This is a genomic window from Aureimonas sp. SK2 (assembly GCF_029813115.1).
Lineage (GTDB): Bacteria > Pseudomonadota > Alphaproteobacteria > Rhizobiales > Rhizobiaceae > Aureimonas.
On record NZ_JAPZDS010000013.1, the window covers coordinates 107,990 to 132,073 of the forward strand.

General features: G+C 67.6%; 21 protein-coding genes and 2 tRNA genes. 19 read left to right on the plus strand and 4 right to left on the minus strand.

Features of this window, described 5'->3' with window-relative positions; genetic code table 11:
- The first annotated feature begins 9 nt into the window (after window positions 1-9).
- The 5 genes from O5O54_RS16415 to O5O54_RS16435 are packed head-to-tail and all read left to right on the plus strand — an operon-like array spanning window position 10 to window position 4,549.
- Complete coding sequence (locus O5O54_RS16415; RefSeq protein WP_279482907.1) at window positions 10-852, plus strand: carbohydrate ABC transporter permease; 843 nt, start codon at window positions 10-12, stop codon at window positions 850-852.
- On the plus strand, window positions 849-1,901 hold the full coding sequence (locus tag O5O54_RS16420; RefSeq protein WP_279482908.1) for a Gfo/Idh/MocA family oxidoreductase: 1,053 nt from the start codon (window positions 849-851) through the stop codon (window positions 1,899-1,901). The genes O5O54_RS16415 and O5O54_RS16420 overlap by 4 nt, the downstream gene beginning before the upstream one ends.
- A complete protein-coding gene (locus tag O5O54_RS16425) occupies window positions 1,898-2,914 on the plus strand; it encodes an ABC transporter ATP-binding protein (protein ID WP_279482909.1) in 1,017 nt (338 codons plus the stop codon). The genes O5O54_RS16420 and O5O54_RS16425 overlap by 4 nt, the downstream gene beginning before the upstream one ends.
- On the plus strand, window positions 2,911-3,837 hold the full coding sequence (locus O5O54_RS16430) for an ROK family protein (protein WP_279482910.1): 927 nt from the start codon (window positions 2,911-2,913) through the stop codon (window positions 3,835-3,837). The genes O5O54_RS16425 and O5O54_RS16430 overlap by 4 nt, the downstream gene beginning before the upstream one ends.
- Window positions 3,821-4,549: a copper homeostasis protein CutC gene (locus O5O54_RS16435; RefSeq protein WP_279482911.1), complete on the plus strand. Its 729-nt coding sequence runs from the start codon at window positions 3,821-3,823 to the stop codon at window positions 4,547-4,549. The genes O5O54_RS16430 and O5O54_RS16435 overlap by 17 nt, the downstream gene beginning before the upstream one ends.
- A gap of 221 nt (window positions 4,550-4,770) precedes the next feature.
- Here the strand turns inward: O5O54_RS16435 and O5O54_RS16440 are convergent.
- A tRNA-Leu gene (locus O5O54_RS16440) sits at window positions 4,771-4,855 on the minus strand.
- Window positions 4,856-5,048: 193 nt separating this feature from the next.
- Between O5O54_RS16440 and O5O54_RS16445 the strand changes: the two genes are divergently transcribed.
- Complete coding sequence (locus O5O54_RS16445) at window positions 5,049-6,074, plus strand: complex I NDUFA9 subunit family protein (RefSeq protein WP_279482912.1); 1,026 nt, start codon at window positions 5,049-5,051, stop codon at window positions 6,072-6,074.
- A gap of 86 nt (window positions 6,075-6,160) precedes the next feature.
- On the opposite strand, the gene O5O54_RS16450 is transcribed toward O5O54_RS16445, so the two are convergent.
- Window positions 6,161-6,967, minus strand: a complete 807-nt coding sequence (locus O5O54_RS16450; RefSeq protein WP_279482913.1) for an undecaprenyl-diphosphate phosphatase — start codon at window positions 6,965-6,967, stop codon at window positions 6,161-6,163.
- Window positions 6,968-7,326: 359 nt separating this feature from the next.
- Between O5O54_RS16450 and O5O54_RS16455 the strand changes: the two genes are divergently transcribed.
- The 6 genes from O5O54_RS16455 (at window position 7,327) to O5O54_RS16480 (ending at window position 11,337) form a co-directional block, all read left to right on the plus strand.
- Complete coding sequence (locus O5O54_RS16455) at window positions 7,327-8,019, plus strand: glutathione S-transferase family protein (RefSeq protein WP_279482914.1); 693 nt, start codon at window positions 7,327-7,329, stop codon at window positions 8,017-8,019.
- 42 nt (window positions 8,020-8,061) lie between these two features.
- Entirely contained in the window at window positions 8,062-9,216 is a 1,155-nt protein-coding gene (gene queG / locus O5O54_RS16460; protein ID WP_279482915.1) for a tRNA epoxyqueuosine(34) reductase QueG, read from the plus strand.
- A 4-nt stretch (window positions 9,217-9,220) separates the two neighbouring features.
- On the plus strand, window positions 9,221-9,496 hold the full coding sequence (locus tag O5O54_RS16465; protein ID WP_279482916.1) for a hypothetical protein: 276 nt from the start codon (window positions 9,221-9,223) through the stop codon (window positions 9,494-9,496).
- Window positions 9,496-10,368 (plus strand): SDR family oxidoreductase, encoded by an 873-nt coding sequence (locus O5O54_RS16470; RefSeq protein WP_279482917.1) that lies wholly within the window; start codon window positions 9,496-9,498, stop codon window positions 10,366-10,368. The genes O5O54_RS16465 and O5O54_RS16470 overlap by 1 nt, the downstream gene beginning before the upstream one ends.
- Before the next feature lie 190 nt (window positions 10,369-10,558).
- Complete coding sequence (locus tag O5O54_RS16475) at window positions 10,559-10,945, plus strand: septal ring lytic transglycosylase RlpA family protein (RefSeq protein WP_407061719.1); 387 nt, start codon at window positions 10,559-10,561, stop codon at window positions 10,943-10,945.
- A 315-nt stretch (window positions 10,946-11,260) separates the two neighbouring features.
- Window positions 11,261-11,337: transfer RNA gene (locus O5O54_RS16480), tRNA-Arg, on the plus strand.
- A 144-nt stretch (window positions 11,338-11,481) separates the two neighbouring features.
- Here the strand turns inward: O5O54_RS16480 and O5O54_RS16485 are convergent.
- Window positions 11,482-12,384, minus strand: coding sequence for a DUF4238 domain-containing protein (locus tag O5O54_RS16485; RefSeq protein WP_279482918.1), 903 nt, complete (start codon window positions 12,382-12,384; stop codon window positions 11,482-11,484).
- Window positions 12,385-12,386: 2 nt separating this feature from the next.
- Entirely contained in the window at window positions 12,387-13,796 is a 1,410-nt protein-coding gene (locus O5O54_RS16490; RefSeq protein ID WP_279482919.1) for a hypothetical protein, read from the minus strand.
- 267 nt (window positions 13,797-14,063) lie between these two features.
- On the opposite strand from O5O54_RS16490, the gene O5O54_RS16495 reads away from it, so the two are divergent.
- From O5O54_RS16495 to O5O54_RS16525, 7 genes are all read left to right on the plus strand, one after another.
- Entirely contained in the window at window positions 14,064-15,014 is a 951-nt protein-coding gene (locus tag O5O54_RS16495) for an ArdC family protein (RefSeq protein ID WP_279482920.1), read from the plus strand.
- Window positions 15,015-15,172: 158 nt separating this feature from the next.
- Window positions 15,173-17,287, plus strand: coding sequence for a ParB/RepB/Spo0J family partition protein (locus O5O54_RS16500; protein WP_279482921.1), 2,115 nt, complete (start codon window positions 15,173-15,175; stop codon window positions 17,285-17,287).
- A 131-nt stretch (window positions 17,288-17,418) separates the two neighbouring features.
- Window positions 17,419-17,835 (plus strand): hypothetical protein, encoded by a 417-nt coding sequence (locus O5O54_RS16505; protein ID WP_279482922.1) that lies wholly within the window; start codon window positions 17,419-17,421, stop codon window positions 17,833-17,835.
- Window positions 17,832-18,095 carry a DUF6117 family protein gene (locus tag O5O54_RS16510; protein ID WP_279482923.1) on the plus strand — a complete coding sequence of 88 codons (264 nt, stop codon included), beginning with the start codon at window positions 17,832-17,834 and terminating at the stop codon, window positions 18,093-18,095. Before O5O54_RS16505 ends, O5O54_RS16510 begins: the two co-directional genes overlap by 4 nt.
- Window positions 18,092-18,388 (plus strand): hypothetical protein, encoded by a 297-nt coding sequence (locus O5O54_RS16515; RefSeq protein WP_279482924.1) that lies wholly within the window; start codon window positions 18,092-18,094, stop codon window positions 18,386-18,388. The genes O5O54_RS16510 and O5O54_RS16515 overlap by 4 nt, the downstream gene beginning before the upstream one ends.
- A 160-nt stretch (window positions 18,389-18,548) precedes the next feature.
- Entirely contained in the window at window positions 18,549-22,868 is a 4,320-nt protein-coding gene (locus tag O5O54_RS16520) for a strawberry notch family protein (RefSeq protein WP_279482925.1), read from the plus strand.
- Window positions 22,868-23,905: a toprim domain-containing protein gene (locus tag O5O54_RS16525; RefSeq protein ID WP_279482926.1), complete on the plus strand. Its 1,038-nt coding sequence runs from the start codon at window positions 22,868-22,870 to the stop codon at window positions 23,903-23,905. Before O5O54_RS16520 ends, O5O54_RS16525 begins: the two co-directional genes overlap by 1 nt.
- Window positions 23,906-24,084: the final 179 nt, after the last annotated feature.

Here is a 24,084-nt window from a genome sequence, read left to right on the forward strand (position 1 = left end):
GCGGGCGCGATGACGACCAAGCCCCCTGCCCAGCGCCTGCGCCTTGCGCTGGTGCATCTCGCCCTCCTCTTCTACTGCCTGATCTCGGTCCTGCCGGTCCTCGTCGTCGTCATGAACTCGTTCAAGACGCGCCGCGCGATCTTCAACGCGCCGCTGGAGCCGCCGCTGCCCACCACGGCGAGCCTTGCCGGCTACCGCACCGTGATCGCGCAGGGCGACTTCCTCCTCTACTTCCAGAACAGCCTGATCGTCACGATCGGCTCGCTCTTCTTCGTGCTCCTGTTCGGCGCCATGGCGGCCTTCGCGCTTTCGGAATACCGCTTCCGCCTCAACACCTTCCTCGGCCTCTTCCTGGCGCTCGGCATCATGGTGCCCATCCGGCTCGGCACCGTCGCGATCCTGCAGATGATGGTGGCGGCCGGGCTCGTGAACACGCTGACGGCGCTGATCCTCGTCTATACCGCGCAAGGGCTGCCGCTCGCCGTCTTCATACTGTCGGAGTTCATGCGGGGCGTCTCGGACGACCTGAAGAACGCGGGACGCATCGACGGCCTGTCGGAATACCGGATCTTCTTCGTCCTGGTGCTGCCGCTCGTCCGCCCCGCGCTCGCCACCGTCGCGGTCTTCACCATGATCCCGATCTGGAACGACCTCTGGTTCCCGCTGATCCTGGCGCCCGGCGAGAGCACCAAGACGGTGACGCTCGGCGCGCAGATCTTCCTCGGGCAGTTCGTCACCAACTGGGAGGCCGTGCTCGCCGCCTTGTCGCTGGCGATCCTGCCGATCCTCGTCCTCTACCTCGTCTTCTCCCGCCAGCTCATCGCCGGCATCACCGCCGGAGCCGTGAAATGACCGCGCCGATCCGCACCTTCGTCATGGGCCTCGGCCAGATGGGCCGCAGCCATGCCCTCGCCTACCACGCCGATCCCGGCTTCGAGATCGTCGGGCTCGCCAACCGCTCGCCCGTCGAGCTGCCGGAGGAGCTTCGAGCCTATCCGATGCTCGCCGACTTCGAGGCGGGCCTGGCGCAGAAGCCTGATCTCGTCTCGATCAACACCTATACCGACAGCCACGCGGAGCTCGCGATCCGGGCGATGGAAGCGGGCGCGCACGTCTTCGTCGAGAAGCCGCTGGCCGGCACGGTGGCCGATGCGCAACGCGTCGTCGATGCCGCCAAGCGGACAGGCCGCAAGCTCGTCGTCGGCTACATCCTGCGCCATCACCCCTCGTGGATCGAGTTCATCGCGCGCGCCCGCCGGCTCGGGGGCCCTTACGTCTTCCGCATGAACCTCAACCAGCAGTCGGCGGGCGCGGCGTGGGAAATCCACAAGCGGCTGATGGAGACGACCTCGCCGGTGGTGGACTGCGGCGTCCACTATCTCGACGTCATGCTCCAGATCACCGACGCGGCGCCCGTCGAGGTGCGCGGCATGGGCCTGCGCCTGTCAGACGAGATCGCCGAGACACAAGTCAACTACGGCCATCTCCAGGTGCTCTTCGCCGACGGTTCGCTCGGATGGTACGAGGCGGGCTGGGGGCCGATGATCTCGGAGACCGCCTTCTTCGTGAAGGACGTGATGAGCCCGAAGGGCTCGGTCTCCATCGTCATGGATGAGGGGGCGAAGTCCGCCGACATCGACACCCACACCAAGACGGCGCGCCTACGCATCCACTACGCGGCGCGCGGGGCCGATGGCGGCTTCGCGAGGCCGGACGAGATGGTCTCCATGGCGGGCGAGCCCGGCCACCAGGCGCTTTGCGACGCCGAGCAGCGCTTCGTGCTCAAAGCCATCCGCGAGGACATGGATCTCACGCGGCACATGGACGACGCGGTGCGCTCGCTCGCCGTGGTGCTGGCGGCCGACCGGTCCATGCGCGAAGGAAAGGCCGTCCGCCTGTGAACCCCCCCTCCCATTCGCTCAAGCTGTCCGACATCGTGAAGACCTTCGGCCCGGTCGAGGTGCTGAAGGGGGTCGATCTCGAGGTGAGGACCGGCGAGTTCGTCGTCTTCGTCGGCCCGTCGGGCTGCGGCAAGTCCACGCTCATGCGCATCATCGCGGGGCTGGAGACGCAGACCTCGGGAACCGTCGAGATCGGCGGACGCAACGTCGACGCCACGGTGCCCGCCAAGCGCGGCATCGCCATGGTGTTCCAGTCCTATGCCCTCTACCCGCACCTCACCGTCGCGGGCAACATGACGCTCGCCCTCAAGGAGGACGGCGTACCGAAGCTCGAGCGCGAGGCGCGCGTCGAGAAGGCGGCGGGGCTCCTCCAACTCACGCCGCTTCTCAAGCGCCGCCCGGCGGAGCTTTCCGGCGGCCAACGCCAGCGCGTCGCCATCGGGCGCGCCATCGTGCGCGAGCCGACGCTCTTCCTCTTCGACGAGCCGCTTTCGAACCTTGACGCCGCCCTGCGGGTCGCGACGCGCCTGGAAATCGCCAAGCTGCACCGGACGCTCGGTGCCACCATGATCTACGTCACCCACGACCAGGTCGAGGCCATGACGCTGGCCGATCGGATCGTGGTGCTGAACGGGGGCACGGTGCAGCAGGTCGGCCGGCCAATCGATCTCTACAACCGGCCCGACAATCTCTTCGTCGCCGGCTTCATCGGCTCGCCGAAGATGAACTTCCTGACCGGACGCTTCGCCGAGGAGGCGGGCGCCGCGACGCTCGGGATCCGCCCCGAGCATCTCCGGGTCGACCCTGCGGGTCCCTGGGCCGGCACGGTGCGCCATGCCGAGCACCTCGGCTCCGATACCTATCTCTACGTCGTCCTGGAGGGGGGGCAGGAGGTGACGGTGCGCATTCCCGAGGAAACCCCGATCGGGGTGGACGAGGCGGTGCGCCTTTCTCCCCTGCCCGGCCGCATCCATCGCTTCGACGCCGGCGGCCTCGCGATCCGCGACGCATGATCGCGTGCTTCGACATCGGCGGCTCGGCGATCCGGGGCGCCGTCGCGCGCGCGGTGTCCGACATCCGGCCGGTCGGCAGCGTCCCGACGCCGGTCCACGATTTCGACGCCTTCGCGGAGGCCGTCGCGGAGCTCCTCGCCCGGTGCGGGATCGCCCCCGGCGCGCCGATGGCGCTGTCCATCACCGGCGTCGTCGATCCCGCGAGCGAAACGATCAAGGTCGCCAACATTCCTGGCCTCGACGGGCGCCGGCTCGGACCCGACCTCGCGACAAGGCTCGGCCGCCCCGTCCTCGTCGCCAACGACGCGGATTGCTTCGCGCTGGCCGAGGCCGTGGCGGGCGCCGGCGCCGGGCGCCGCATCGTCTTCGGAGCGATTCTCGGCACCGGCGTCGGCGGCGGCCTCGTCGTCGACGGGCGGCTGGTGCGAGGGGCCGGCGGGTTTGCCGGCGAATGGGGCCATGGCCCGATCCTGGCGACCCGCGTCGGCACGCCGCCTGCCGACCTTCCACGCCTGCCCTGCGGCTGCGGACAGGCGGGCTGCGTCGACACGCTGGGCGGCGCGCGGGGACTGGAGCGGTTGCACCGCCACCTTCACGGGGACAGCCGCACGAGCCGCGAGATCACGGCTGCCTGGATCGCCGGCGCCTCCGACGCCGCCCGCACGATCGACGTCTGGACCGACCTCGTCGCCGATCCGCTCGCCCTTGTCGTCAACGTCGTCGGCGCCGACATCGTGCCGGTCGGCGGGGGCCTCGCCACCGTGCGACCGCTGGTGGAGCGGCTCGATGCCGCCGTGCGCGCCCGCATCCTGCGGGACACCGACGCGGCGATCGTCGTGCCCGCCGCCTGCCGCTACGAGCCCGGCCTTCTCGGCGCGGCAATCCTGGCGCTTCGGGAGACCGGCGATGCGCGTGCGGCTTGAGGTCTGCGTCGGCGATCCGGACAGCCTCTTCGCCGCGATCGAAGGCGGCGCCGACCGGATTGAACTCTGCTCCGCCCTGGAGCTCGGCGGCCTGACGCCGACGCCGGGCCTGATGGCGCTCGCGGCGGAGGCCCCCGTTCCCGTCTATGCCCTGATCCGGCCGCGCAGCGGAGGGTTCGTGTATTCCGTGCGCGAGCGCGCCGCCATGCGGGCCGACATCGCCGCCGCGCGGGCGGCGGGCCTTGCCGGCGTCGTTCTCGGTGCCTCGACCGCCGACGGCGGGCTCGACGCGCAAGCGCTCGCCGAGCTGACGGACGCGAGCGCCGGCCTCGGCACCACGCTTCACCGCGCCTTCGACCTCGTGCCGGACATCGCGGAAGCGGTGGAGCTGGCCGTCGCGCTCGGCTTCGAACGCATCCTGACCTCCGGCCGCGCGCCCCACGCCATCGGGGGCCTTTCCGATCTCGCGCGTGCCCATACGGTCGCGGCCGGACGCATCGCCATCATGGCCGGTTCGGGCCTCACGCCGGACAATGTCGGTGTCCTTCTCGAGAAGGTACCGTTGCGGGAGATTCACGGCAGCTGCTCGCAGACCGTTTCTCCGCCCTCACCCGAGCTTGCCGCGCTGGGCTTCGCGGCAGGCCCCGTGCGTCGCACCAGCGCCGAAGAGGTCCGCCGCATGCGCAAGGTCCTGGGAGCCCTATCGGCATAGGCTCGACTTGCGGCATCCCCCCCCTCGAGAACGTCGCCCCGCCCGCGTCGCCTCACCGCCAGCCCGTCGGCAACCCGACGAGCCCCTACCCAACCGAACTTGGGCGTATTCACAAGTGTAGAAGAGCCGAGACGATGCGTCGGCAAAACCCTCAAGGGGCCGCCTCAGATCTACTCATCTTGTCTCTTGGCTATCGGGCTTCCCGAACGAATTCGGGGAATTGGTGCCCAGGAAAGGACTCGAACCTTCACGCCTCGCGGCACACGGACCTGAACCGTGCGCGTCTACCAATTCCGCCACCTGGGCACTGCGGTGTCATTAGATTTCCGGACGCGGGGTGTCAATCGGGGATGGGAGAAATGTTCGGGGTCCGGATCGGTATCTCGGCCGGCGCGGCGGGGGGCGGGCTTTTCGGCTCGGGCGATTGCCGGTAAAGCGTCGGGCCACAGATGTTGCGGGTGCGCGCCACGGCGCGCCAGGGCCGGACGGGGATTGCCAGATGAAGGTCGACACCAGGAAGCAGGTTACGGTGTTCGGAGGGTCGGGGTTCCTCGGCCGCTACGTGGTGCACGCCCTGGCCCAGCGCGGACACCGCATCCGCGTCGCCTGCCGTCGGCCCGACCTCGCCTATCACCTGCAGATCGCCGGACGCCTCGGGCAGATCCAGGCGATCCAGGCGAACCTGCGCCATCCCTGGTCGGTGGAGCGCGCGCTGGAAGGGTCCGACCACGCGGTCAACCTCGTCGGCGTCCTCAGCGAGAGCGGCCCGCAGACCTTCTCCGCGCTTCAGGCGCAAGGCGCCGGGCACGTGGCCGAGGCGGCGGCCAAGGCCGGGATCGGCCTCGTCCAGATGTCGGCGATCGGGGCCGATGCCCACTCGCCTTCGCGCTATGCCCGCTCCAAGGCGGAAGGCGAGGCGCGTGTTCTAGCCGCGGTGCCCGATGCCGTGATCCTGCGCCCCTCCATCGTGTTCGGCGCAGAGGACCAGTTCTTCAACCGCTTCGCCAACATGGCGCGACTGTCGCCGGTCCTGCCGCTGATCGGCGGCGGCGAGACGCTGTTCCAGCCGGTCTTCGTCAACGACGTGGCGCTCGCGGTCGCGGCGGCGGTCGACGGCGAGGTGCCGGGCGGGCGCGTCTACGAGCTCGGCGGTCCGGAAGCCATGAGCTTCCGCGCCATGATGGAGGAGATGCTGGACGTGATCGAGCGGCGCCGCCGCTTCCTGTCGATCCCTGTCGGCCTGGCCTCCTCGCTGGCCGGCTGGATGAAGGCCCTGCCCGGCGCGCCGCTGACGCCCGATCAGGTGGCGCAGCTCCAGATCGACAACGTCGTCTCCGAGGCCGCCAAGGCGGAGGGGCGCACCTTCGAGGCCTTCGGCATCGCGCCGCGCACGCTCCAGGCAGTGCTGCCGACCTATCTCGTGCGCTTCCGCCCGCAGGGCCAGTTCACCAAGCCGCAGCCGCACGATGACCGTCCGGCCGAGGATGAGGGTCTGCCGGGCGACGACGGCCACGCCAAGGCCTGAGGCGGCCCGCGCGCATCCGTCCTGAGATGGGAAAAAAGGGGCGCTCGACGGCGCCCCTTTTCGTTTTTCGTCGCGGCGCCGCCCGCTCAGCGATAGGCGAGCAGAAGGCCGATGCCGATCGCGCCAACCACGATGCGCCACCAGGCGAAGGGCGCGAAACCGTATTTCGAGACGAAGCCGAGAAGCGATCGGACCACGACCAGCGCCGACAGGAAGGCCATCACGAAGCCGACCCCGATCACCACGGCGTCGTCGGCCGACAGGAGCGACCAGTTCTTGTAAAGGTCGTAGGCGAAGGCGCCGGCCATCGTGGGCATGGCGAGGAAGAACGAGAATTCGGCCGCCGACCGCTTGTCGGTGCCGAGGAGGAGAGCCCCGGCGATGGTCGCGCCCGAGCGCGAGGTGCCGGGAATCATCGCCAGGCACTGGATCAGCCCGATCTTGAAGCACAGGGACGGCGGATAGTCCTGGATGTCGTGATAGCGCGGCTTCAGCGACATGCGGTCGATCGCGAGCAGGATCAGGCCGCCGACCAGAAGCGCGACGCAGATCACCATCGGCGTCTCGAACAGGACGCCCTTGATGAAGTCGTGCGCCAGAGCGCCGATCACGGCCGCCGGCAGGAAGGCGAGGAGGATGCCGGCGACGAAGCGCCGGCTCTTCGGGTCCGACGGCAGGGTGACGAGAAGGTGCCAGAGCTTGCCGAAATAGACCGACAGCACGGCCAGCACCGCGCCGAGCTGGATCAGAACCTCGAACGTATTGCCCGTGGACTGGAACCCGATGAGGTGCCCGACGAGAATCAGGTGGCCCGTCGACGAGACCGGGATGAACTCGGTCAGTCCTTCGATCAGACCGAGCAGAAAGGCGTCGAAGAGCTGCAAACTGTCCATCGGGAATCCCGCGTCGTGACGTGTCGACCGGGCATGGCGCGCCGGTCGCCGCGGGGTCAAGTGCCCTGCCGCACCGCATCATCGGATTTCAAGCTTTCGCCGAACCGGCGCGCCCGGTTTCGGACGACCGATGCGCGGTGGCGAACGGGCGCCCCGTCGCGGCGTCGGCCCGAATGGCCGTGTCGGCTCGTCCCGGCGCCTTTCCGCTTGCTGTCCGCGCCGATCGGCTTATGTCAGCCCGGACGCGGGTCGTTCGTTCGCGTTCACGATCCGCCAACCATCTGGCCTTAAGGTCGGCTCAACCTTTGTTCACGGCGGCCGGGCCTCCCCACCATCGAGAGTGCAAGTTTCTTCCCTCCATGCTCATCCTGCACCACCATCCCATGTCCGCCGCCTCCCGTTTCGTGCGGCTGGTCCTCGGGGAGTACGGCGAGCGGGCCGAGCTGGTGGAGGAGCGCCCGTGGGAGCGACGCCCCGAGTTCCTGGCGCTCAATCCCGCCGCGACGCTGCCGATCCTGGTCGAGGAGCGGGGCGTGCCGGTCGTCGGCGGCACCGTGGTGGCCGAGTATCTCGACGAGACGCGGGGCGCATTCCAGCGCGAGAAGCGGCTCCTGGCCGAGAAGCCGATCGAGCGCGCGGAGATCCGCCGCCTCGTGGAATGGTTCCTCGGCAAGATGGACGCGGAAGTGACGCGCTATCTCGTGCGCGAGCGCGTGTTCAAGCGCGAGATGCGCTCCAACGAGGGCGGCGGCCCGCCCGACGCCTCGGCGATCCGCGCGGCGCGAGCCAACCTGAAGAACCACATGCGCTACATCGGCTGGCTGGCCGAGAGCCGCAACTGGCTGTCGGGCTCGCGCCTGTCCTATGCCGACTTCGCGGCGGCCGCCGCCGTGTCCATCCTCGACTATCTCGGCGAGGTCGCCTGGGACGAGGAGCCGGCGGCCAAGGAATGGTACATGCGCATGAAGTCGCGCCCCTCGTTCCGGCCGTTCCTGGCCGAGCGGGTGCGGGGCGTACCGCCCGTCGCCCATTACGCCGAGCTCGACTTCTAAGAGGCTGTTTCGAAAGTTGGCCGGGTCGGCTAAGGCTCTGCCATGGCCGACGCCTTGTCTCCCCCTGCCCTGCGCCGCTTCCTGGAAACGGACGCGCGCCGCCTCGGCTTCGACCAGGTGGGTGTCGCGCCGGCCACGGGCAACGCGCTGGCGGGCGAGCGTCTCGACGCCTTCGTCGCCGCCGGGCACCACGGCACTATGGACTGGCTGCCCGAGACGGCCGAGCGCCGCCGCTCGGTCCAGGCCCTCTGGCCCGAGGCGCGCTCGGTGATCGTGCTCGGCCTCAACTACGGCCCCGACGAGGATCCGCTCGGCCTTCTCGACCGGCCCGATCGCGGCGCGATCTCCGTCTATGCCCGGCACCGCGACTATCACGACGTCGTCAAGGGCAAGCTCAAGGAACTGGCCGGGCGCCTCGTCGCGCGCAGCCGGCCACGCAAGGACGGGAGCCTCCACGACGCCAAGGTCTTCGTGGACACCGCGCCCCTGATGGAGAAGCCGCTGGCGCAGGCTGCCGGTCTCGGCTGGCAGGGCAAGCACACCAATCTCGTCAGCCGCCATTTCGGCTCCTGGCTGTTTCTCGGCTCCATCGTCACCACCATCGCCCTGGAGCCGGACGAGGCCGCAGGCGACCGATGCGGCTCCTGCCGCGCCTGCCAGGACGCCTGCCCGACCGGCGCCTTTCCAGAGCCCTACCGGATCGACGCCCGTCGCTGCATCTCCTATCTCACCATCGAGACCCGAGCGCCCGTGCCCCGCGAGTTGCGCCCGTTGATCGGCAACCGGATCTACGGCTGCGACGACTGCCTCGCCGTCTGCCCCTGGAACAAGTTCGCGAGCACGGCCCGCGAGGCCAAGCTCCGGGCGCGCGACGACCTGCGCGCCCCGAAACTCGCCGACCTCCTAGAGCTCGACGATCCCGCCTTCCGCGCGCTCTTCTCCGGCTCCCCGGTCAAGCGGATCGGCCGCGACAAGTTCGTCGCCAATTGCCTGATCGCCGCGGGCAACTCGGGCGACCCCGCGTTTCTTGACGCCCTCCGCCGCCACCTGGGGGACGCCGCGCCCTCCGTTCGCGCCATGGCGGTCTGGGCGCTGGCGCGACTGGCGCCGGGCGAGGCCCGCGCGCGGCGCGCGGCGGCCCTCGAGACCGAAACCGATGACGACGTCAGGAGCGAATGGCATGCGATCGAGGACTGAATCCGTGTCCGGCTTCGACGGGGCCGCATCGCTGCGCCGTTCGCTCGCCGCCCTTGGCCGAGCTGATCTCAGGGCAAGCGTGGCGGAGGCGACCGGCGCCTCTGCGCAGGGCGCGTCCGCCGTCGGTGCGCTGGCCGTCGGGGCCTTCGCTCTGGGGGCCTTCGCGGTCGGGGCGCTGTCGATCGGCGCCCTTGCCGTCGGGCGGGCGCGCATCCGAACCCTGCGGATCGACGAACTCGAGATCGGCCGCATCCGCCTGCGCGACGGGGGCGAGATCTGATGCCGGCCACCGCTGCGCCGCGCTTCTTCGTCTTCGGCGGCGGATATTCGGCCGCCGCCTTTCTGCGCACGAGGGACCCCGGCGAGATCGCAGGCGTCACCACGCGCTCGGCCGAGAAGGCCGAGGCACTGGCCGCCCGGGGCTGGCTGCCGTTCCTGTTCGACGGGACGGGGGCGGGCGAGGCGATCGCGTCGGCGCTTGCAGGCACCACCCATTGCCTGGTTTCGATCGCGCCCGGCGAAGCCGGCGATCCCGTGCTCCGCCATTTCGCCGATACGCTTCTGCGCAGGGCGCCTGCCCTCCGCTGGATCGGCTATCTCTCGACTGTCGGCGTCTACGGCGATCACGACGGCGCCTGGGTGGACGAGACGACCCCGCTCGCGCCGATCTCCAAACGCTCGCGCGAGCGATGCGAGGCCGAGCGCGCCTGGGACGATCTGGCGGCGCGCCGGGGGGTGCCGCTCGCCATCCTGCGCCTTTCGGGCATTTACGGTCCCGGCCGTAGCCCCTTCGACAAGCTGCGGGCCGGCACGGCGCGCCGCCTCGTCAAGCCCGGCCAGGTGTTCAACCGCATCCATGTGGACGACATCGCTGGCGCGCTGACCCACCTCGCGTCGCACGACCTCGGCGGCGTCTTCAACGTGACGGACGACGAACCGGCGCCGCCGCAGGACGTGGTGGCGCATGCCGCAGCGCTTGCAGGCCTGCCGCCTCCGCCGGACATCGATTTCGCCACCGCCGACCTCACGCCCATGGCGCGCTCCTTCTATGGCGAGAACAAGCGCGTTTCGAACGCACGGCTGAAGCGATCTGGCTACACGATGCTGTTCCCGACCTATCGCGAGGGCTTGGGCGCGCTCAAAGGGCTTTGAGCGGGCGACCGGTCACGTCGAAAGGCCAGAATATTTCGTTCTGTTACGCTTCGTGATGGAACCGCCACGTTTTGGCCGCTTCCCGCCCGCACCTCTCGCGCGTCGAACGGCGGGGGCCACGAGGGGAATTCATCAACGAATTCAAATATCTCGGTCCGCGTCCGTATAAAACGGTAGAAGGACCGGACGATTGATCGCACGAACCCTGACGGCGGTTGCCCTAGTGGGCGCCGCATGCCTGACCTCCCTTCCCGCGGAGGCGGCCGGCGGCAAGACCACCTGCGGCGGTGCCTCATGGTACGCCCTCACCTCGCGCACCGCCTCGGGCGAGCGCATGAACCCGATGGCCCTGACCGCCGCGCACAAGACGCTGCCGCTCGGGAGCAAGGTCAAGGTCACCAACCTGCGCAACCAGCGGTCCGTGGTGGTGCGGATCAACGACCGGGGACCCTTCGTGAAGGGACGCCTGATCGACCTGTCCAAGGGCGCGGCGCAGCGCCTCGGCTTCATCGACGCCGGCCACACCCGCGTCCAGATCGAGCCCGCGGACGGCTCGGGCACGCGAAGCTGCGCCTGAGGCCGCGGTCTCCTACGCAAGAGCCCTCCGGACGGCCGCCCCGCGCAGCCGTCCAGAAGGCCCCTCGCCTTGCCACCCCGGCCGCGATCCTGTAGGGACAATCCCGGACGCGAAACGCAAACCTCGCGCCCGCCGCCCCTGGCGGTCCGCACCCGTAGCTCAGCTGGATAGAGTGCTGCCCTCCGAAGGCACGTGTCAACCCGGCGGGTGTGAAAGGTGAGGAAGAAAGAGTATTTGAATACAACGGTTTACAAGGGATGCGCGTGGGGACTTAACACTCACACAAAACCTGCGTAAGCACCGCGTAAGCAGTATGCACCCGTAGCTCAGCTGGATAGAGCGTCGCCCTCCGAAGGCGAAGGCCACAGGTTCGAATCCTGTCGGGTGCGCCAACCTCCTTGAGGGTTGGCCTTGCTCTGATAGTCCGCGTTAATCGGCAACCTCGTGATCGTTACGATCAAAAAGTCGGCGGGCGAGCCAGCGGGACCATCGGTGAGCCTTTGGCGGGGACGGTGCTTGGGAGCGCCGCCGAGCGATCAAAAGGCCGAGGAGCCCTTGCGATAGCGGAAGCCCCGCGTCGTCCGCTGAGAGAACGTGAAACCCGCCCATTCGAGATCTTCACCGAGGAAGTCGTCGTCGGCCAGCATGTAGCGTGCGCCACCTTCCAAGAGCTGGACGAGATATTGGCGATTGACCACGCGGGCGAGGTCAGGCGGGACGGCCCCGATGCTGAAGCCTGATGGTCCGCCGGCAACGATAAACGCGCCCCAGTATCGATCCAGGGCGAGCCACCAGGTCCGCAGCGACTTGAACATCGCACCAAAGATGGAGTCATTCCCAGGGTGCGAGACGCAAACCATAGGGTTCGTGGACGATCGAAGTCCGATTGGCGTTTGGCAGACTATGACATTGATTACGCTAGCGTCTGCGGGAAGCATCGTTTCCATCGCTCCGGCGCGGAACAGCTCATGCGCGGCGCCGGAATCGGCCGCGATCCATGCGTGCATGTCACGCTCTTCGTCCGTCAACTCGTCTTCCAGCTCTCCCGCCAGAAAGCGGGCGCGCTGCGCTTCAATGAACCGCAATGTTTCGAGATTTCGGAGTTGAAGATGTCGCGCGAAGCCATAGAGCGGTAGACGATCAGTTTCGTCGAGGCCGGCACAGTTTCCGCCGCCGATCTTCAGCCAAGTTGGGCTCTTGGAAAACGGCGTTTCGATTATTTTGTTCAGATCGCTTTCGATCGATGCCGGTGCACCATTATTATCATAGTCGTGGAGGCGCTCCTCATAGCCGATGCCCTCGATCGACTTGCGGTCTGCGACCACGACATTGCGATGGCGCTCAAGCGCCATGACCTTGTTCTCGTCGTCGGCACATGCGAAGCGACGCATATAGAACTGCGGTACATAATGATGCTTCTTCGGCTCATTCGCGGCCACAGTCAGTCGCCCTTCTGCGCTGTTGAACCGGGCGCCGCGCAACCCGCATCGAGGGATCCGGCCGGAAAGAATGGCGCGAGCGCCGCGCTCAGCACTACCGCCCGACCTTCGCCCTCCACGATCAAGGTATACACGCGCTCCTCATTCAGCGCGCCTTCTTCAAATTCCGTGTGCAGCCGGTGAGCCATCGCGGCGCAGGCTCGATCGAGGGTCTCGCGTGCCGAGTCACTCAACCCGTCCGGCGAGGACGAATCGCTGCGCGCAAGCTCGGACGGGACCAAGCCGAGCGTTTTGACCTTTGTGCCGGCATCCGAGCTTTCAAATTCCCTGAGGCTGGCTTGGAGTAATGAAAAAACTCGTTGTCGCTCCTCCTCGATGAGGTCTGTGAAGGCCGCCGATCGCGCGGACAGTGGAAGGTTCAAGAAAGTCTGGATACGACCGAAGAGCCGCCCCACGGCTTGGGCTCGCTCACGCGCCTCGATCTTGTTCAGCAATGTGCTGACGCGGTTGGCTGCGCGACCTTCGATCAGTTCGCGCCTCAGGTCATCGTTCGGGCTGGTGGATAGCTGCGGCGCTGGAGGCGGAGCGACCACGACGGTCTCCACCAGATCGACCGGCGCAGCCGTCGCCAGCGGATCGATGTCGAAGACCTTCGCCGTGCTCTCGACAAGGTCGGTCGGGCCGAAAACCATGCCATAGTCGAACGCCGAGAAGAGCGAGATCCGGCCATAGACGACCTTCGCATCAGCATCGACCCCGACGACGATACGGTGGCCGAACTCGAACGGCGAGGGTTGGGAATATGAGGGTGCATCGAACTCCCACCAGACGGGAAGCACACTTTCCCCGAAGTAGCTGCTCGTGATGAACGGTTTCAGGGCCTCGACTCGGGCCAGATCGGGAAATGCATGAGCCAAGAACGTCTGGCCCACATAGCCGATCGCGCGGAATGATTCTGGACCACCGAGTTTGATCTGAACGCGCGATGTGCCGGGGAAATAGGCCGTCGGTGCGCTTGGCTTGCCGAATTCCACCTTCATTCCTTTGGCCCGCTGGCGTTCGGCCCAAGCCTCGGCGTCAGCGAGTGATGAGAATGCGAGGGCGTGTTCGCCCGGCTCGATCGTCTCGGGACCGTCGAAGCTGACATCACCATCGGCCAGCTTGAGTGTCCGGCCGCTGGCCAGTTCGGTCATGCGAGCCGGGCGGACCTTCCGCGTCCGATCATGAATGACACCGAGCGCGGCGTTAAAATATTCCAACTGCTCGGTGAGCAGCGCCGCCAGAGGGGAATAGCCATTGTTGTGCGCCGTGCAGTAAATGCCCCGGTTCGTGCGGCGTCCACCGAGCGCAGCCGGGAAGATATGTTCGGCCGAGCCAGCCTTTTCTCCACAAACCAAACAGGTTTTGGCCAAATACCCCTCCCTTGACGGCTCATCCCAGTTGAATCGACCTTTACAATTATCCTCTTGGTCAGAGATCAGAGCGCGCTCAACCACTTTCAAACAGAATTCTCGGGAGGGGAAGGTCTTCCCCTGCGGCCGAGCCTCGGTCTCGGCCGACCCCTTCCAGCGGGGAGGCTCCCCGCAACGCCCCCATAGAGAGTGAGAGTGCGGACGGGATTTCCGTGACGGGTTGATGGCTGGAGAGAAGGTCTCCGGCGCCCGTCGCGGAGAACCGCGATGTTCAGGAAAAATCACAGCGCGTGCGCCGGCTCCGACCGGGCGAGCCTCTACGACGAAATCACCGACAAGATCATCGCCGAGCTGGAGGCCGGCCGGGCGCCCTGGGTCCAGCCATGGGGATCGGCTTCGGTCAAGGCGCCGCTCGCCATGCCGAAGAACGCCGCGACCGGGCGGCATTATTCGGGGATCAACGTGCTGATCCTATGGGGCGCGGTGATCCAGCACGGCTTCCCTGGCCAGAGCTGGCTCACCTTCCGCCAGGCGCTGTCGCTGGGCGGCAATGTCCGCAAGGGCGAACGGGGCACCACCGTCGTCTACGCCGACCGCTTCACGCCCGAAGACGAGAAGCGCCGCGCCCACGAAGCCGGCGAGGAAGCCACCGCGATCCCGTTCCTCAAGCGCTTCACGGTCTTCAACGCGGCGCAATGCGACGGCTTGCCGGAGGACATCGCCGTCGTCGCTCCACCGCCCCCTCCCGGCCTCATCGAGCCGCAGGTCGAGGCGCTGATCCAGGCGACGGGCATCGACTTTCGCATCGGAGGCGACCGCGCCTTCTATGCCCCGGCGCTCGACTACGTGCAGGTGCCGCCGCCCCAGGCCTATTTCGAGCCGATCAACTGGCACCGCACGGCCCTGCACGAGCTGGGGCACGCCACGGGCCACGCGTCCCGGTTGGCGCGTGACCTCACCGGCGGCTTCGGCACGAAGAAATATGCCTTCGAGGAGCTGGTGGCCGAGATCAACGCGGCTTTCTGCTGCGCCTCGCTCGGCATCGCACCGACCGTCCGCCATGCCGACTACATCGGCTCCTGGCTGGAGGTGCTGCGCGAGAACAATCACGCCATCGTCCGCGCCGCCTCCCAGGCCAGCAAGGCGGCCGATTGGCTGCTCGGCTTCCTGCCGGACGCCGATGTCGGCATGGCCGATGACGAACGCCAGGCCGCGTGACGATCCTGAAAACCGGAAAGGCGCAGAAGCGGGTTTCCGGCTTCACGCCTTTCCACCTCCGTGGCGCTGCCCTCCTGAGAGTGAGAGGGCGGCGCTTCGCTTCGTGACGGGTCAGGGTCGAGAGAGAGGCTCTCGGCGCCCGTCGCGGAGTAACGAACATGGCGACTGCCATTCAGAAGATCACCCTGTCGTCGGCGCGCGACATCCCCTTCAACAAGCTGGTGCTGAGCCAGGCCAACGTCCGGCGCGTCAAGGCCGGTGTCTCGATCGAGGAACTGGCCGAGTCGATCACGCGGCGCGGTCTCATCCAATCCCTGCATGTTCGTCCGGTCCTCGATGCCGATGGCGCCGAGACCGGCATGTTCGAGGTGCCCGCCGGCGGCCGTCGCTATCGCGCGCTCGAGCTGCTGGTGAAGCAGAAGCGCCTGGCCAAGACCGCGCCGGTCCCCTGCGTCGTGGGCGACGCCAACAGCGGCATCCTGATCGACGAGGTGTCGCTGGTCGAGAATATGGAACGCGCGCCGCTCCACCCGCTCGACCAGTTCCGCGCTTTCCAGGCCATGCGCGACAAGGGCATGACCGAGGAAGCCATCGCCGCCGCCTTCTTCGTCGGCATCAATGTCGTGAAGCAGCGCCTGCGCCTCGCCTCCGTCTCGCCGACTTTGCTCGAGATCTATGCCGAGGATGGCATGACGCTCGAACAGCTCATGGCCTTCACCGTCAGCTCGGACCATGCCCGTCAGGAACAGGTCTGGGAGGCAGTTAAGGATAGCTGGCAGAAGGAGCCCTATCAGATCCGCCGGATGCTGACCGAGACCTCGGTACGCGCCTCCGACAAAAGGGCCGTCTTCATCGGCGTCGAGGCTTATGAGGCGGCCGGCGGCATCGTGCTGCGCGACTTGTTCCAGTCGGACGATGGCGGATGGCTGCAAGATCCGGCCCTGCTCGACCGCCTGGTGGCCGAGAAGCTGAAGATCGTTGCCGACGAGATCGCGAGCGAAGGCTGGAAATGGGTCGAGGCCGCCTTGAGCTTTCCCTACGGCCACCAGCATGGGCTTCGCGAACTGGCTGGCGTCACGGTCGGCCTGATCGAGGAGGAGAGCGCCACCCGAGAAGCGCTGCGCGACGAATACGACCGGCTCGAAGCCGAATATGCCGAAGCCGACGAGTTGCCGGACGAGATCGACGCACGTCTCGGCGAGATCGAACAGGCCCTCGACGCCTTCGAGCAGCGCCCGACGATCTACGATCCGGCCGACATCGCCGTCGCCGGCGTCTTCATCAGCCTCGATGCCGACGGCTCGCTGTCGGTGGATCGCGGCTATGTCCGTCCCGATGATGAACGTCCCGTCGAGACCGAAGGCAAAGATGCGCAGGAGGTTGACGGTGAAGCTGGCCAGCAGGCCGCGCCCGCCGTTCAACGCGCCGTCATCACCATCGGCGGCCAGCCCGCGGAGCCGGAGGACGATGAGGAGGACGGCATCAAGCCGTTGCCCGAGCGCCTCGTCATCGAGCTGACCGCGCATCGCACCCTCGCTCTGCGCAACGCGGTTGCGGAACATCCCGACGTCGCCATGACCATGCTGCTGCACAAGCTGGTCAGCGACACCTTCCGGCGCACCGCACCGGCCGGCTGCCTCGAGGCCCGCGTCAATCATATCTTCTTCTCGGCACAGTCCGAGGAGTTGAAGGACAGCACGCCCGCGCGCGAGGTCGCCGAGCGACACGAGCGTTGGGGCGATCACGTTCCCGACGACGACCAGGCCCTGTGGGACTGGCTCTCCCTGCTCGACCCCGGCACGCGCCTCGATCTGCTCGCCCATTGCGTCAGCTACGGCGTGAACGCCCTGTTCGAGCGGCCCAATCCCTACAGCGGATCGGGCGTCAGCCAGCATGGGCTGGACGTGCGCCTCTCGCAGGCCGACCGGCTAGCGCGAGCCACCGGCCTCGACATGGTGACGGCGGGCTGGAAGCCGACCGTCGGCAATTACCTCGGCCGCGTCACCAAACCGCGCATCCTCGAGGCCGTCCGAGAGGGCGCGGGCGATCGGGCCGCCCAGCTCATCGACCATCTGAAGAAGGGCGACATGGCCAAGGAGGCCGAACGCCTGCTGGCCGATACCGGCTGGCTGCCCGAGCCCCTGCGCCAGGTCGACCACGATGACCCGGTGACGGACGGCGAAGGCGACGAGATGCTCCCGGCCTTCCTCGACGAGGAGGAGGAACCCTCCGACGACGAGGACGAAGCCTCGCACGCTATTGCCTCCGAATAGCGCACCGGCGCGGGGCGGCTCCGTCCGTCCCGCGCCCTTCTCGCTCCCTCTTCCATCAGCCCGGCCCCAGAGGCCGACAGTCTGCGCGGCTGTGCCGCGCGGGCTGGGCATTTTCGTTTCAGGAGCCTGTTATGGCCGACTATTTCACCCATTTCTCGTGCCTGCTCAACGTCGGCACGCCCGAGAACGCCGCCCGCGCGCTCGACCTCTACAATCACCTGTCCGCGGACGGCGCATCGGAGGAACCGCCCTCCGAAGGCTTCCTCCTCTCAATCCAGCCCGAGCACGGCGGAACCCAGCTCTGGATGCGCGACGACGTGACCGGCGATCCCGAACGGCTGATCCAGTTCGTGAAGCGCTGCGCCGCCGAATTCGGCCTGACCGGCCGCTGGGGTTTTCAATATGCCAACACCTGCTCGAAGCCCCGGCTCGATGGCTTCGGCGGCGGCGCGCATGTCGTCGATCTCACCACCGGCGAGACCGTGGACTGGATCTACACCGATGGTTGGCTCGACCAGACCATCTCCGGCGAGGGAGGTCCGTTATGAGCATCCCCTCCCATGCCCGAAGCAATTTCCAGACCCTGCTGCGCGCGGCGACCGACGGCAACCTCGCCCTGATGGAATGCCTCGACGCCGTGACGGGAAGCCCACGCTACGTCCTCTGCGCCGTAGGGCGGGACAACGGCGATTACGTGTTCACGCCATTCGGCCATCTCGCCGACGGCAATCCCTACGACGCCTATCTGCCGCCCGATCCCGACGATCCCGAAGGCTTCGTGCAGCCCGAGACGGGAGAGGCGCCATGATGGACATCGACGCCATCTTCGCTGCGGACAGCGAGCGTCCGCCGCATGAGCGGTCTCTGCCCTGGCCGGAGACCAGGGACGACATCACCGTCGTCATCGAGCCCAAGCCCCATTGGGCCAGCGACATGCGGGCGTTCCGATCCGATGTCCGCGAATATTGCGCCTACGCCGATTGGACCGCGAACGGCGGGCGAGCCAGGTTTTTCGGCCACGTTGACACCTGCGGCGGCGACCTGATCCGCAAGGCGCGTGCGCTCGTGGCTTGCGAGATCGCGGAAGGACATTGGAGCTGATTCATCGAAAAGCGCCCCGCGCGGCCGGGGCGCTTTTCTCATGCTGGCCACGGCCGACCCCATGAGAGGCAGAGGGCGACCGGGACGGGTTTGAGCCGGTGCGGTCGAGAGAGAGCGCTGCGCGGGCTCGATCCTGTCCCGCTCTCCCGAGGCTTGTCCCATGAACCTGATGTCCACACCGGCGGCTGCCGCATCCCTTCCGCTCGGCCGCAATCTGGAACCGTCAGCCGCCATTTTCACGGCGGCGGGCCTGCTGCTGCCCCATCTCGAACGCGGCGAGCGTGTCGATGCCGCGACCCTGCGCTCCGCGATGGAGGCCGCCTTCGGCGCGTCCGACGCGACCGGCGCCTGGGACTGGAAGAGCGCCTATGACGCCTGCGAGGCCGCCACCGTCCTGTTCCTGTGCAAATACGGAAAGGCGCTTTTCCGTAAAGCCGGGACTCCGGTGTTGCGGCTTTCTGCCCTGACCAAGATCGCCGCGCTGCTGCCGACGCATACGAAGCGTTCCACGGAGAGTCAGACCTTCCAGCAATTCTCGACACCGATCCCGCTCGGCCTGGTCGCGGCCCACGCCGCCGCCATCACCCCAGCCGACCGGGTGCTGGAACCCTCGGCGGGCACCGGGCTGCTCGCCATTCTCGCCGAGATCGCCGGTGGCGCGCTCGTCCTCAACGAGCTGGCTGAAACCCGCGCCGATCTGCTCTCCATCCTCTTTCCGGCGGTTTCCGTGACCCGCTTCGACGCGGCCCAGATCGACGACCATCTCGACCCGACCGTCACGCCCAGCGTCGCGCTCATGAACCCGCCATTCTCCGCGATGGCGAATATCGAGGGTCGCATGGCCGATACCGCGTTCCGCCACATCGCCTCGACGCTGGCGCGCCTTGCTCCCGGCGGCCGCCTGGTGGCGATCACCGGCGCAAGTTTCGCGCCCGACAATCCGGCCTGGACCTCGGCCTATGCTCGCCTGCAGGAACGCGGGCGCATCGTCTTCTCCGCCGCCATCGACGGCGCGGTCTATGCCAGGCATGGTACGACCATCGACACACGGCTGACCGTCATCGACAAGCTGCCCGCCGACGATCCGGCCGAGTTCCCGGCCACATCCGGCGTTGCACCGGACGTCGCCACGTTGATGGCCTGGCTCGACGATCAGCTGCCGGAACGGCTCGCCGTCGATCCGTCCGTCGCGATTCCCAGGGCCTCCACGCCCGCGCCTCGCAGCGTACGCGGCTATCTGAACCGCGTCGCCAAGACCGCGCCGGTCACGCCGATGGCCGAACCGGAGGGCCTGCCGCTCGCCTATGAGACTCCAGACGAGCTGGCCGGCGAAGACGCTCGCCTGTCCGACGCCATCTACGAGGAATACGCACTTCAGGCGATCCGTATCGCCGGGTCTCAGGTCCATCCGACCAAGCTGGTCCAGTCGGCGGCGATGGCCTCTGTAACGCCGCCCAAGCCGAGCTATCGGCCGCGCCTGCCGGCCAACATCCATGACCTCCTGTCCGACGCCCAGCTCGAGACCGTCATCTATGCCGGCGAGGCGCACGCCGATCATCTTGCCGGATCATGGACGGTGGACGCCACCTTCGATGTCGTCACCGCCGCGCGCGACGAGGCGACGAACGCCGTGCGCTTCCGGCGCGGCTTCATGATCGGCGATGGCACCGGCGTCGGGAAAGGCCGCCAGTCCGCCGCGATCATTCTCGACAACTGGCTCCAGGGCCGCCGGAAGGCGGTGTGGATCAGCAAATCCGACAAGCTGATCGAGGATGCGCAGCGCGACTGGTCGGCTCTCGGCATGGAGCGCCTTCTGGTCACCCCGCTCTCGCGTTTCCCGCAGGGCAAGCCGGTCACGCTGCCCGAGGGCATCCTATTTACGACCTATGCCACGCTACGGTCCGATGACCGTGGAGAACGGGTTTCACGGGTCCGGCAGATCGTCGAATGGTTGGGCTCCGACTTCGATGGAGCCATCATTTTCGACGAGGCGCACGCGATGCAGAACGCCGGCGGCGGCAAGGGAGAACGGGGCGACGTAGCCGCCTCGCAGCAGGGGCGCGCCGGCTTGCGTCTCCAGCACGCGTTGCCGAACGCCCGCGTGGTCTATGTCTCGGCGACCGGCGCCACCGCGGTCCACAATCTCGCCTATGCCCAGCGGCTCGGTCTCTGGGGCGGCGAGGATTTTCCGTTCGGCACCCGTGCCGAGTTCGTCGAGGCGATCGAGGCCGGCGGCGTCGCGGCCATGGAGGTGCTGGCCCGCGACCTGCGCGCCCTCGGTCTTTACACGGCGCGCTCGCTCTCCTTCGACGGCGTGGAATATGAGCTGGTCGAGCACGCGCTGACGCCCGAGCAGGCCCGCATCTATGACGCCTATGCTGGGGCTTTCGCCATCATCCATAACCATCTCGATGCGGCGATGGAGGCGGCCAATATCACCGGCGCGTCCGGCACGCTCAACCGCCAGGCCAAGTCCGCCGCGCGCTCGGCCTTCGAGTCGGCCAAGCAGCGTTTCTTCGGCCATCTGCTCACCAGCATGAAGACGCCGACGCTGGTCCGGTCGATCACCAGCGATCTGGAAGCCGGCCATGCCGCTGTCGTCCAGATCGTCTCGACCGGCGAAGCGCTGATGGAACGCAGGTTGGCCGAACTGCCGACCGAAGAATGGAACGACGTGCGCGTCGACATCACGCCCCGCGAATATGTCCTCGACTATCTCGCCCATTCCTTCCCGGTGCAGCTCTACGAACCCTTCACCGACAGCGAGGGCAATCTGTCGTCGCGGCCGGTCTATCGGGACGGCCAACCCGTCGAGAGCCGCGAGGCCGTCGCGCGCCGCGATGAACTGATCGCGCAGCTCGCCTGCCTGCCGCCCGTTCCCGGCGCCCTCGATCAGATCGTCCAGCACTTCGGCTCCGACCTGGTGGCGGAGGTGACTGGCCGCTCGCGGCGCGTCGTCCGCAAGGGTGATCGCCTCGTCGTCGAGAACCGGGCCGCCGCCGCCAATCTCGCCGAGACCCAGGCGTTCATGGATGGCGCCAAGCGCATCCTGATCTTCTCGGACGCGGGCGGCACGGGACGCAGCTACCACGCCGAGCTTTCGGCGCGGAACACGCGGCTGCGCGTCCACTATCTGCTCGAGCCGGGCTGGAAGGCGGACGCCGCCATTCAGGGCCTCGGCCGCACGCACCGGACCAATCAGGCGCAGCCGCCATTGTTTCGCCCGATCGCCACGGATGTGAAGGCTGAGAAGCGCTTCCTCTCGACCATCGCGCGCCGCCTCGACACGCTGGGCGCGATCACCCGTGGCCAGCGCCAGACCGGCGGCCAGGGCCTGTTCCGGCCCGAGGACAATCTGGAGAGCACCTATGCCCGCGATGCGCTCCGCCAGCTCTATCTCCTGCTGGTGCGTGGCAAAGTCGAAGGCTGCTCGCTCGACCGCTTCGAATCCGCCACCGGGCTGAAGCTGACAGACCCGAACGGCATCAAGGACGAGTTGCCGCCGATCACCACCTTCCTCAACCGGCTGCTGGCGCTGACCATCGAACTTCAGGGCATCCTGTTCACCGCATTCGAGCAGTTGCTGAACGCGAAGATCGAGGGCGCCATAGCCGCCGGCATCTACGATGTCGGGCTGGAGACGCTCACGGCGGAAGGCTTCACCGTCACCGACCGCCAGACGATCTACACCCATCCGGGAACCGGTGCGGAAACCCGGTTGCTCACCATCGCGCAGCGGATGCGCAATCGCCCGGTCTCGCTGGACGATGCCCTCGGTCAGCTCGACGATCCGCGTGCGAAGCTGCTGGTCAACGAGCGCTCAGGCCGGGCCGCCGTCCAGATCCCGACCACCTCCATCATGCTGGACGATGGCGAGATCGAGCGGCGCGTCCGGCTGGTCCGGCCAATGGAGGCGCATAACATCCCGGTGAAGTTGATGGGCGAGACCCGTTGGATCGAGGCCGACCGGCACGCCTTCGCCGCAGCCTGGAACGCCGAGGTCACGCAGGTGCCGGAGTTTTCCGACAGCACGATCCATGTTGTCACCGGCCTTTTGTTGCCGATCTGGAAGCGGCTGCCGAACGAGTCCACCCGCGTGTATCGGCTCCAGACCGATGAGGGTGAGCGGATCGTCGGCCGCAAGGTCTCGCCCGCATGGGCAGCCAACGCCACCGCGACCGACGCGGCCACGCTCGAGCCATCCGACGCATTCGTGGCGCTGATGGATGGCCGCACCATCCTCGATCTCGCCGAAGGGCTTCAGCTTCGCCGCGCCCGCGTCATGGGCGCCGACCGCATCGAGTTGTCGGGCTTCACCGACGCGATGCGCGAACGGCTCACCGCCTATGGCCTCTTCCACGAGATCATTTCCTGGAAGTTGCGCATGTTCGTGCCGACGGACGTTGCCGGCCCGGCTGTGCTGGAACGCGTGCTCGGCCGCTATCCGGTACAACGCATCAGCGAGCGGGAGGCAGCGTGATGGCGCGTCAGAACGCTGCCGATCTCGCGCACCGTCTCGGCCGTCAGGCCGAGGCGGTGTGCCGCCACTATCTATCGAGCGGCCGCCGCGAGGGCCGCTACTGGCTCGTGGGCGATGCCCGCAACACGCCCGGCCGCTCCATGTATGTGCGCCTGAACGATTCCCCCAAAGGTCTCGCAGGCAAATGGACCGACGCCGCGACCGGCGAGCATGGCGATCTCCTTGATGTCATCCGTGAGAGCTGCGGCCTGGTCGATTTCAAGGAGGTTGCCGAGGAAGCGCGGACCTTCCTCAGCATGCCGCCGCCGGAGCGGGAACCTTGCCCGCAGCATCGGCAGAGCCCGGCGCCACACGGCTCGCCTGAGGCTGCCCGCCGTCTCGTCGGCATGTCGCAGCCGATCTACCGCACGCTCGCACAGGCGTATCTGCGGGAACGCGGCATTACGGATTTACGCGGAACCGGAAACCTGCGCTTCCATCCGCGCTGCTATTATCGCCCCGACGAGCATTCGCCGACCGAGACCTGGCCAGCGATGATCGCGGCCGTCACCGATCTCGACGGCAGGATCACCGGGGCGCATCGCACCTGGCTCGATCCACGCCGCCGCGACAAGGCGCCGGTCGACAGACCACGGCGGGCGATGGGCGATCTTCTCGGCAACGCGGTCCGCTTCGGCATCGGCAGCGAGGTGATGGCGGCGGGCGAAGGCATCGAGACTGTGCTGTCGCTTCGGCAAGTCATCCCCGACATGCCGATGCTGGCGGCGCTCTCAGCCGCCCATCTCGCCGCCATCCTGTTCCCCGACACGCTGCGGCGACTCTACATCGTCCGCGACAACGATCCGGCCGGTGACGGGGCGCGCGATTGCCTGGTCGAACGGGCGAACGGGGCCGGGATCGAGGCGATCGTGATCTCGCCTGAGCTTGGCGACTTCAACGAGGATCTCCGCACCCTCGGCATGGATGCGCTCCGCATGGAAGCCCGATTGCAGGTCGCGCCGCAGGACGTCGCCCGCTTCATGGCGTTGGCGGCATAGCCGGTAGAGGGACAGGTGTGATGCGGGTCATCGTGCCCGCAGGATGCACCAACCGTCGGAGAGGACCGCGCCTCGGCCTTCGAGAGGGCGATCGGCCCACAAGCCGGGCAGCCGGGCAATGGCGGCGGCCGACTATTTTCCGGCGCGGCCTGAAGGCCGCTTTCCATCGCCAGACAAAA

What these genes read in the sequence shown, in the direction of transcription:
- O5O54_RS16505 (WP_279482922.1), top strand. Translation starts at nt 17,419, where the DNA reads ATGGCCGACTATTTCACCCATTTCTCGTGCCTGCTCAACGTCGGCACG.
- O5O54_RS16435 (WP_279482911.1), top strand. Translation starts at nt 3,821, where the DNA reads ATGCGCGTGCGGCTTGAGGTCTGCGTCGGCGATCCGGACAGCCTCTTC.
- O5O54_RS16525 (WP_279482926.1), top strand. Translation starts at nt 22,868, where the DNA reads ATGGCGCGTCAGAACGCTGCCGATCTCGCGCACCGTCTCGGCCGTCAG.
- O5O54_RS16495 (WP_279482920.1), top strand. Translation starts at nt 14,064, where the DNA reads ATGTTCAGGAAAAATCACAGCGCGTGCGCCGGCTCCGACCGGGCGAGC.
- queG (WP_279482915.1), top strand. Translation starts at nt 8,062, where the DNA reads ATGGCCGACGCCTTGTCTCCCCCTGCCCTGCGCCGCTTCCTGGAAACG.
- O5O54_RS16510 (WP_279482923.1), top strand. Translation starts at nt 17,832, where the DNA reads ATGAGCATCCCCTCCCATGCCCGAAGCAATTTCCAGACCCTGCTGCGC.
- O5O54_RS16445 (WP_279482912.1), top strand. Translation starts at nt 5,049, where the DNA reads ATGAAGGTCGACACCAGGAAGCAGGTTACGGTGTTCGGAGGGTCGGGG.
- O5O54_RS16430 (WP_279482910.1), top strand. Translation starts at nt 2,911, where the DNA reads ATGATCGCGTGCTTCGACATCGGCGGCTCGGCGATCCGGGGCGCCGTC.
- O5O54_RS16470 (WP_279482917.1), top strand. Translation starts at nt 9,496, where the DNA reads ATGCCGGCCACCGCTGCGCCGCGCTTCTTCGTCTTCGGCGGCGGATAT.
- O5O54_RS16500 (WP_279482921.1), top strand. Translation starts at nt 15,173, where the DNA reads ATGGCGACTGCCATTCAGAAGATCACCCTGTCGTCGGCGCGCGACATC.
- O5O54_RS16520 (WP_279482925.1), top strand. Translation starts at nt 18,549, where the DNA reads ATGAACCTGATGTCCACACCGGCGGCTGCCGCATCCCTTCCGCTCGGC.
- O5O54_RS16420 (WP_279482908.1), top strand. Translation starts at nt 849, where the DNA reads ATGACCGCGCCGATCCGCACCTTCGTCATGGGCCTCGGCCAGATGGGC.
- O5O54_RS16450 (WP_279482913.1), bottom strand. Translation starts at nt 6,967, where the DNA reads ATGGACAGTTTGCAGCTCTTCGACGCCTTTCTGCTCGGTCTGATCGAA.
- O5O54_RS16455 (WP_279482914.1), top strand. Translation starts at nt 7,327, where the DNA reads ATGCTCATCCTGCACCACCATCCCATGTCCGCCGCCTCCCGTTTCGTG.
- O5O54_RS16415 (WP_279482907.1), top strand. Translation starts at nt 10, where the DNA reads ATGACGACCAAGCCCCCTGCCCAGCGCCTGCGCCTTGCGCTGGTGCAT.
- O5O54_RS16515 (WP_279482924.1), top strand. Translation starts at nt 18,092, where the DNA reads ATGATGGACATCGACGCCATCTTCGCTGCGGACAGCGAGCGTCCGCCG.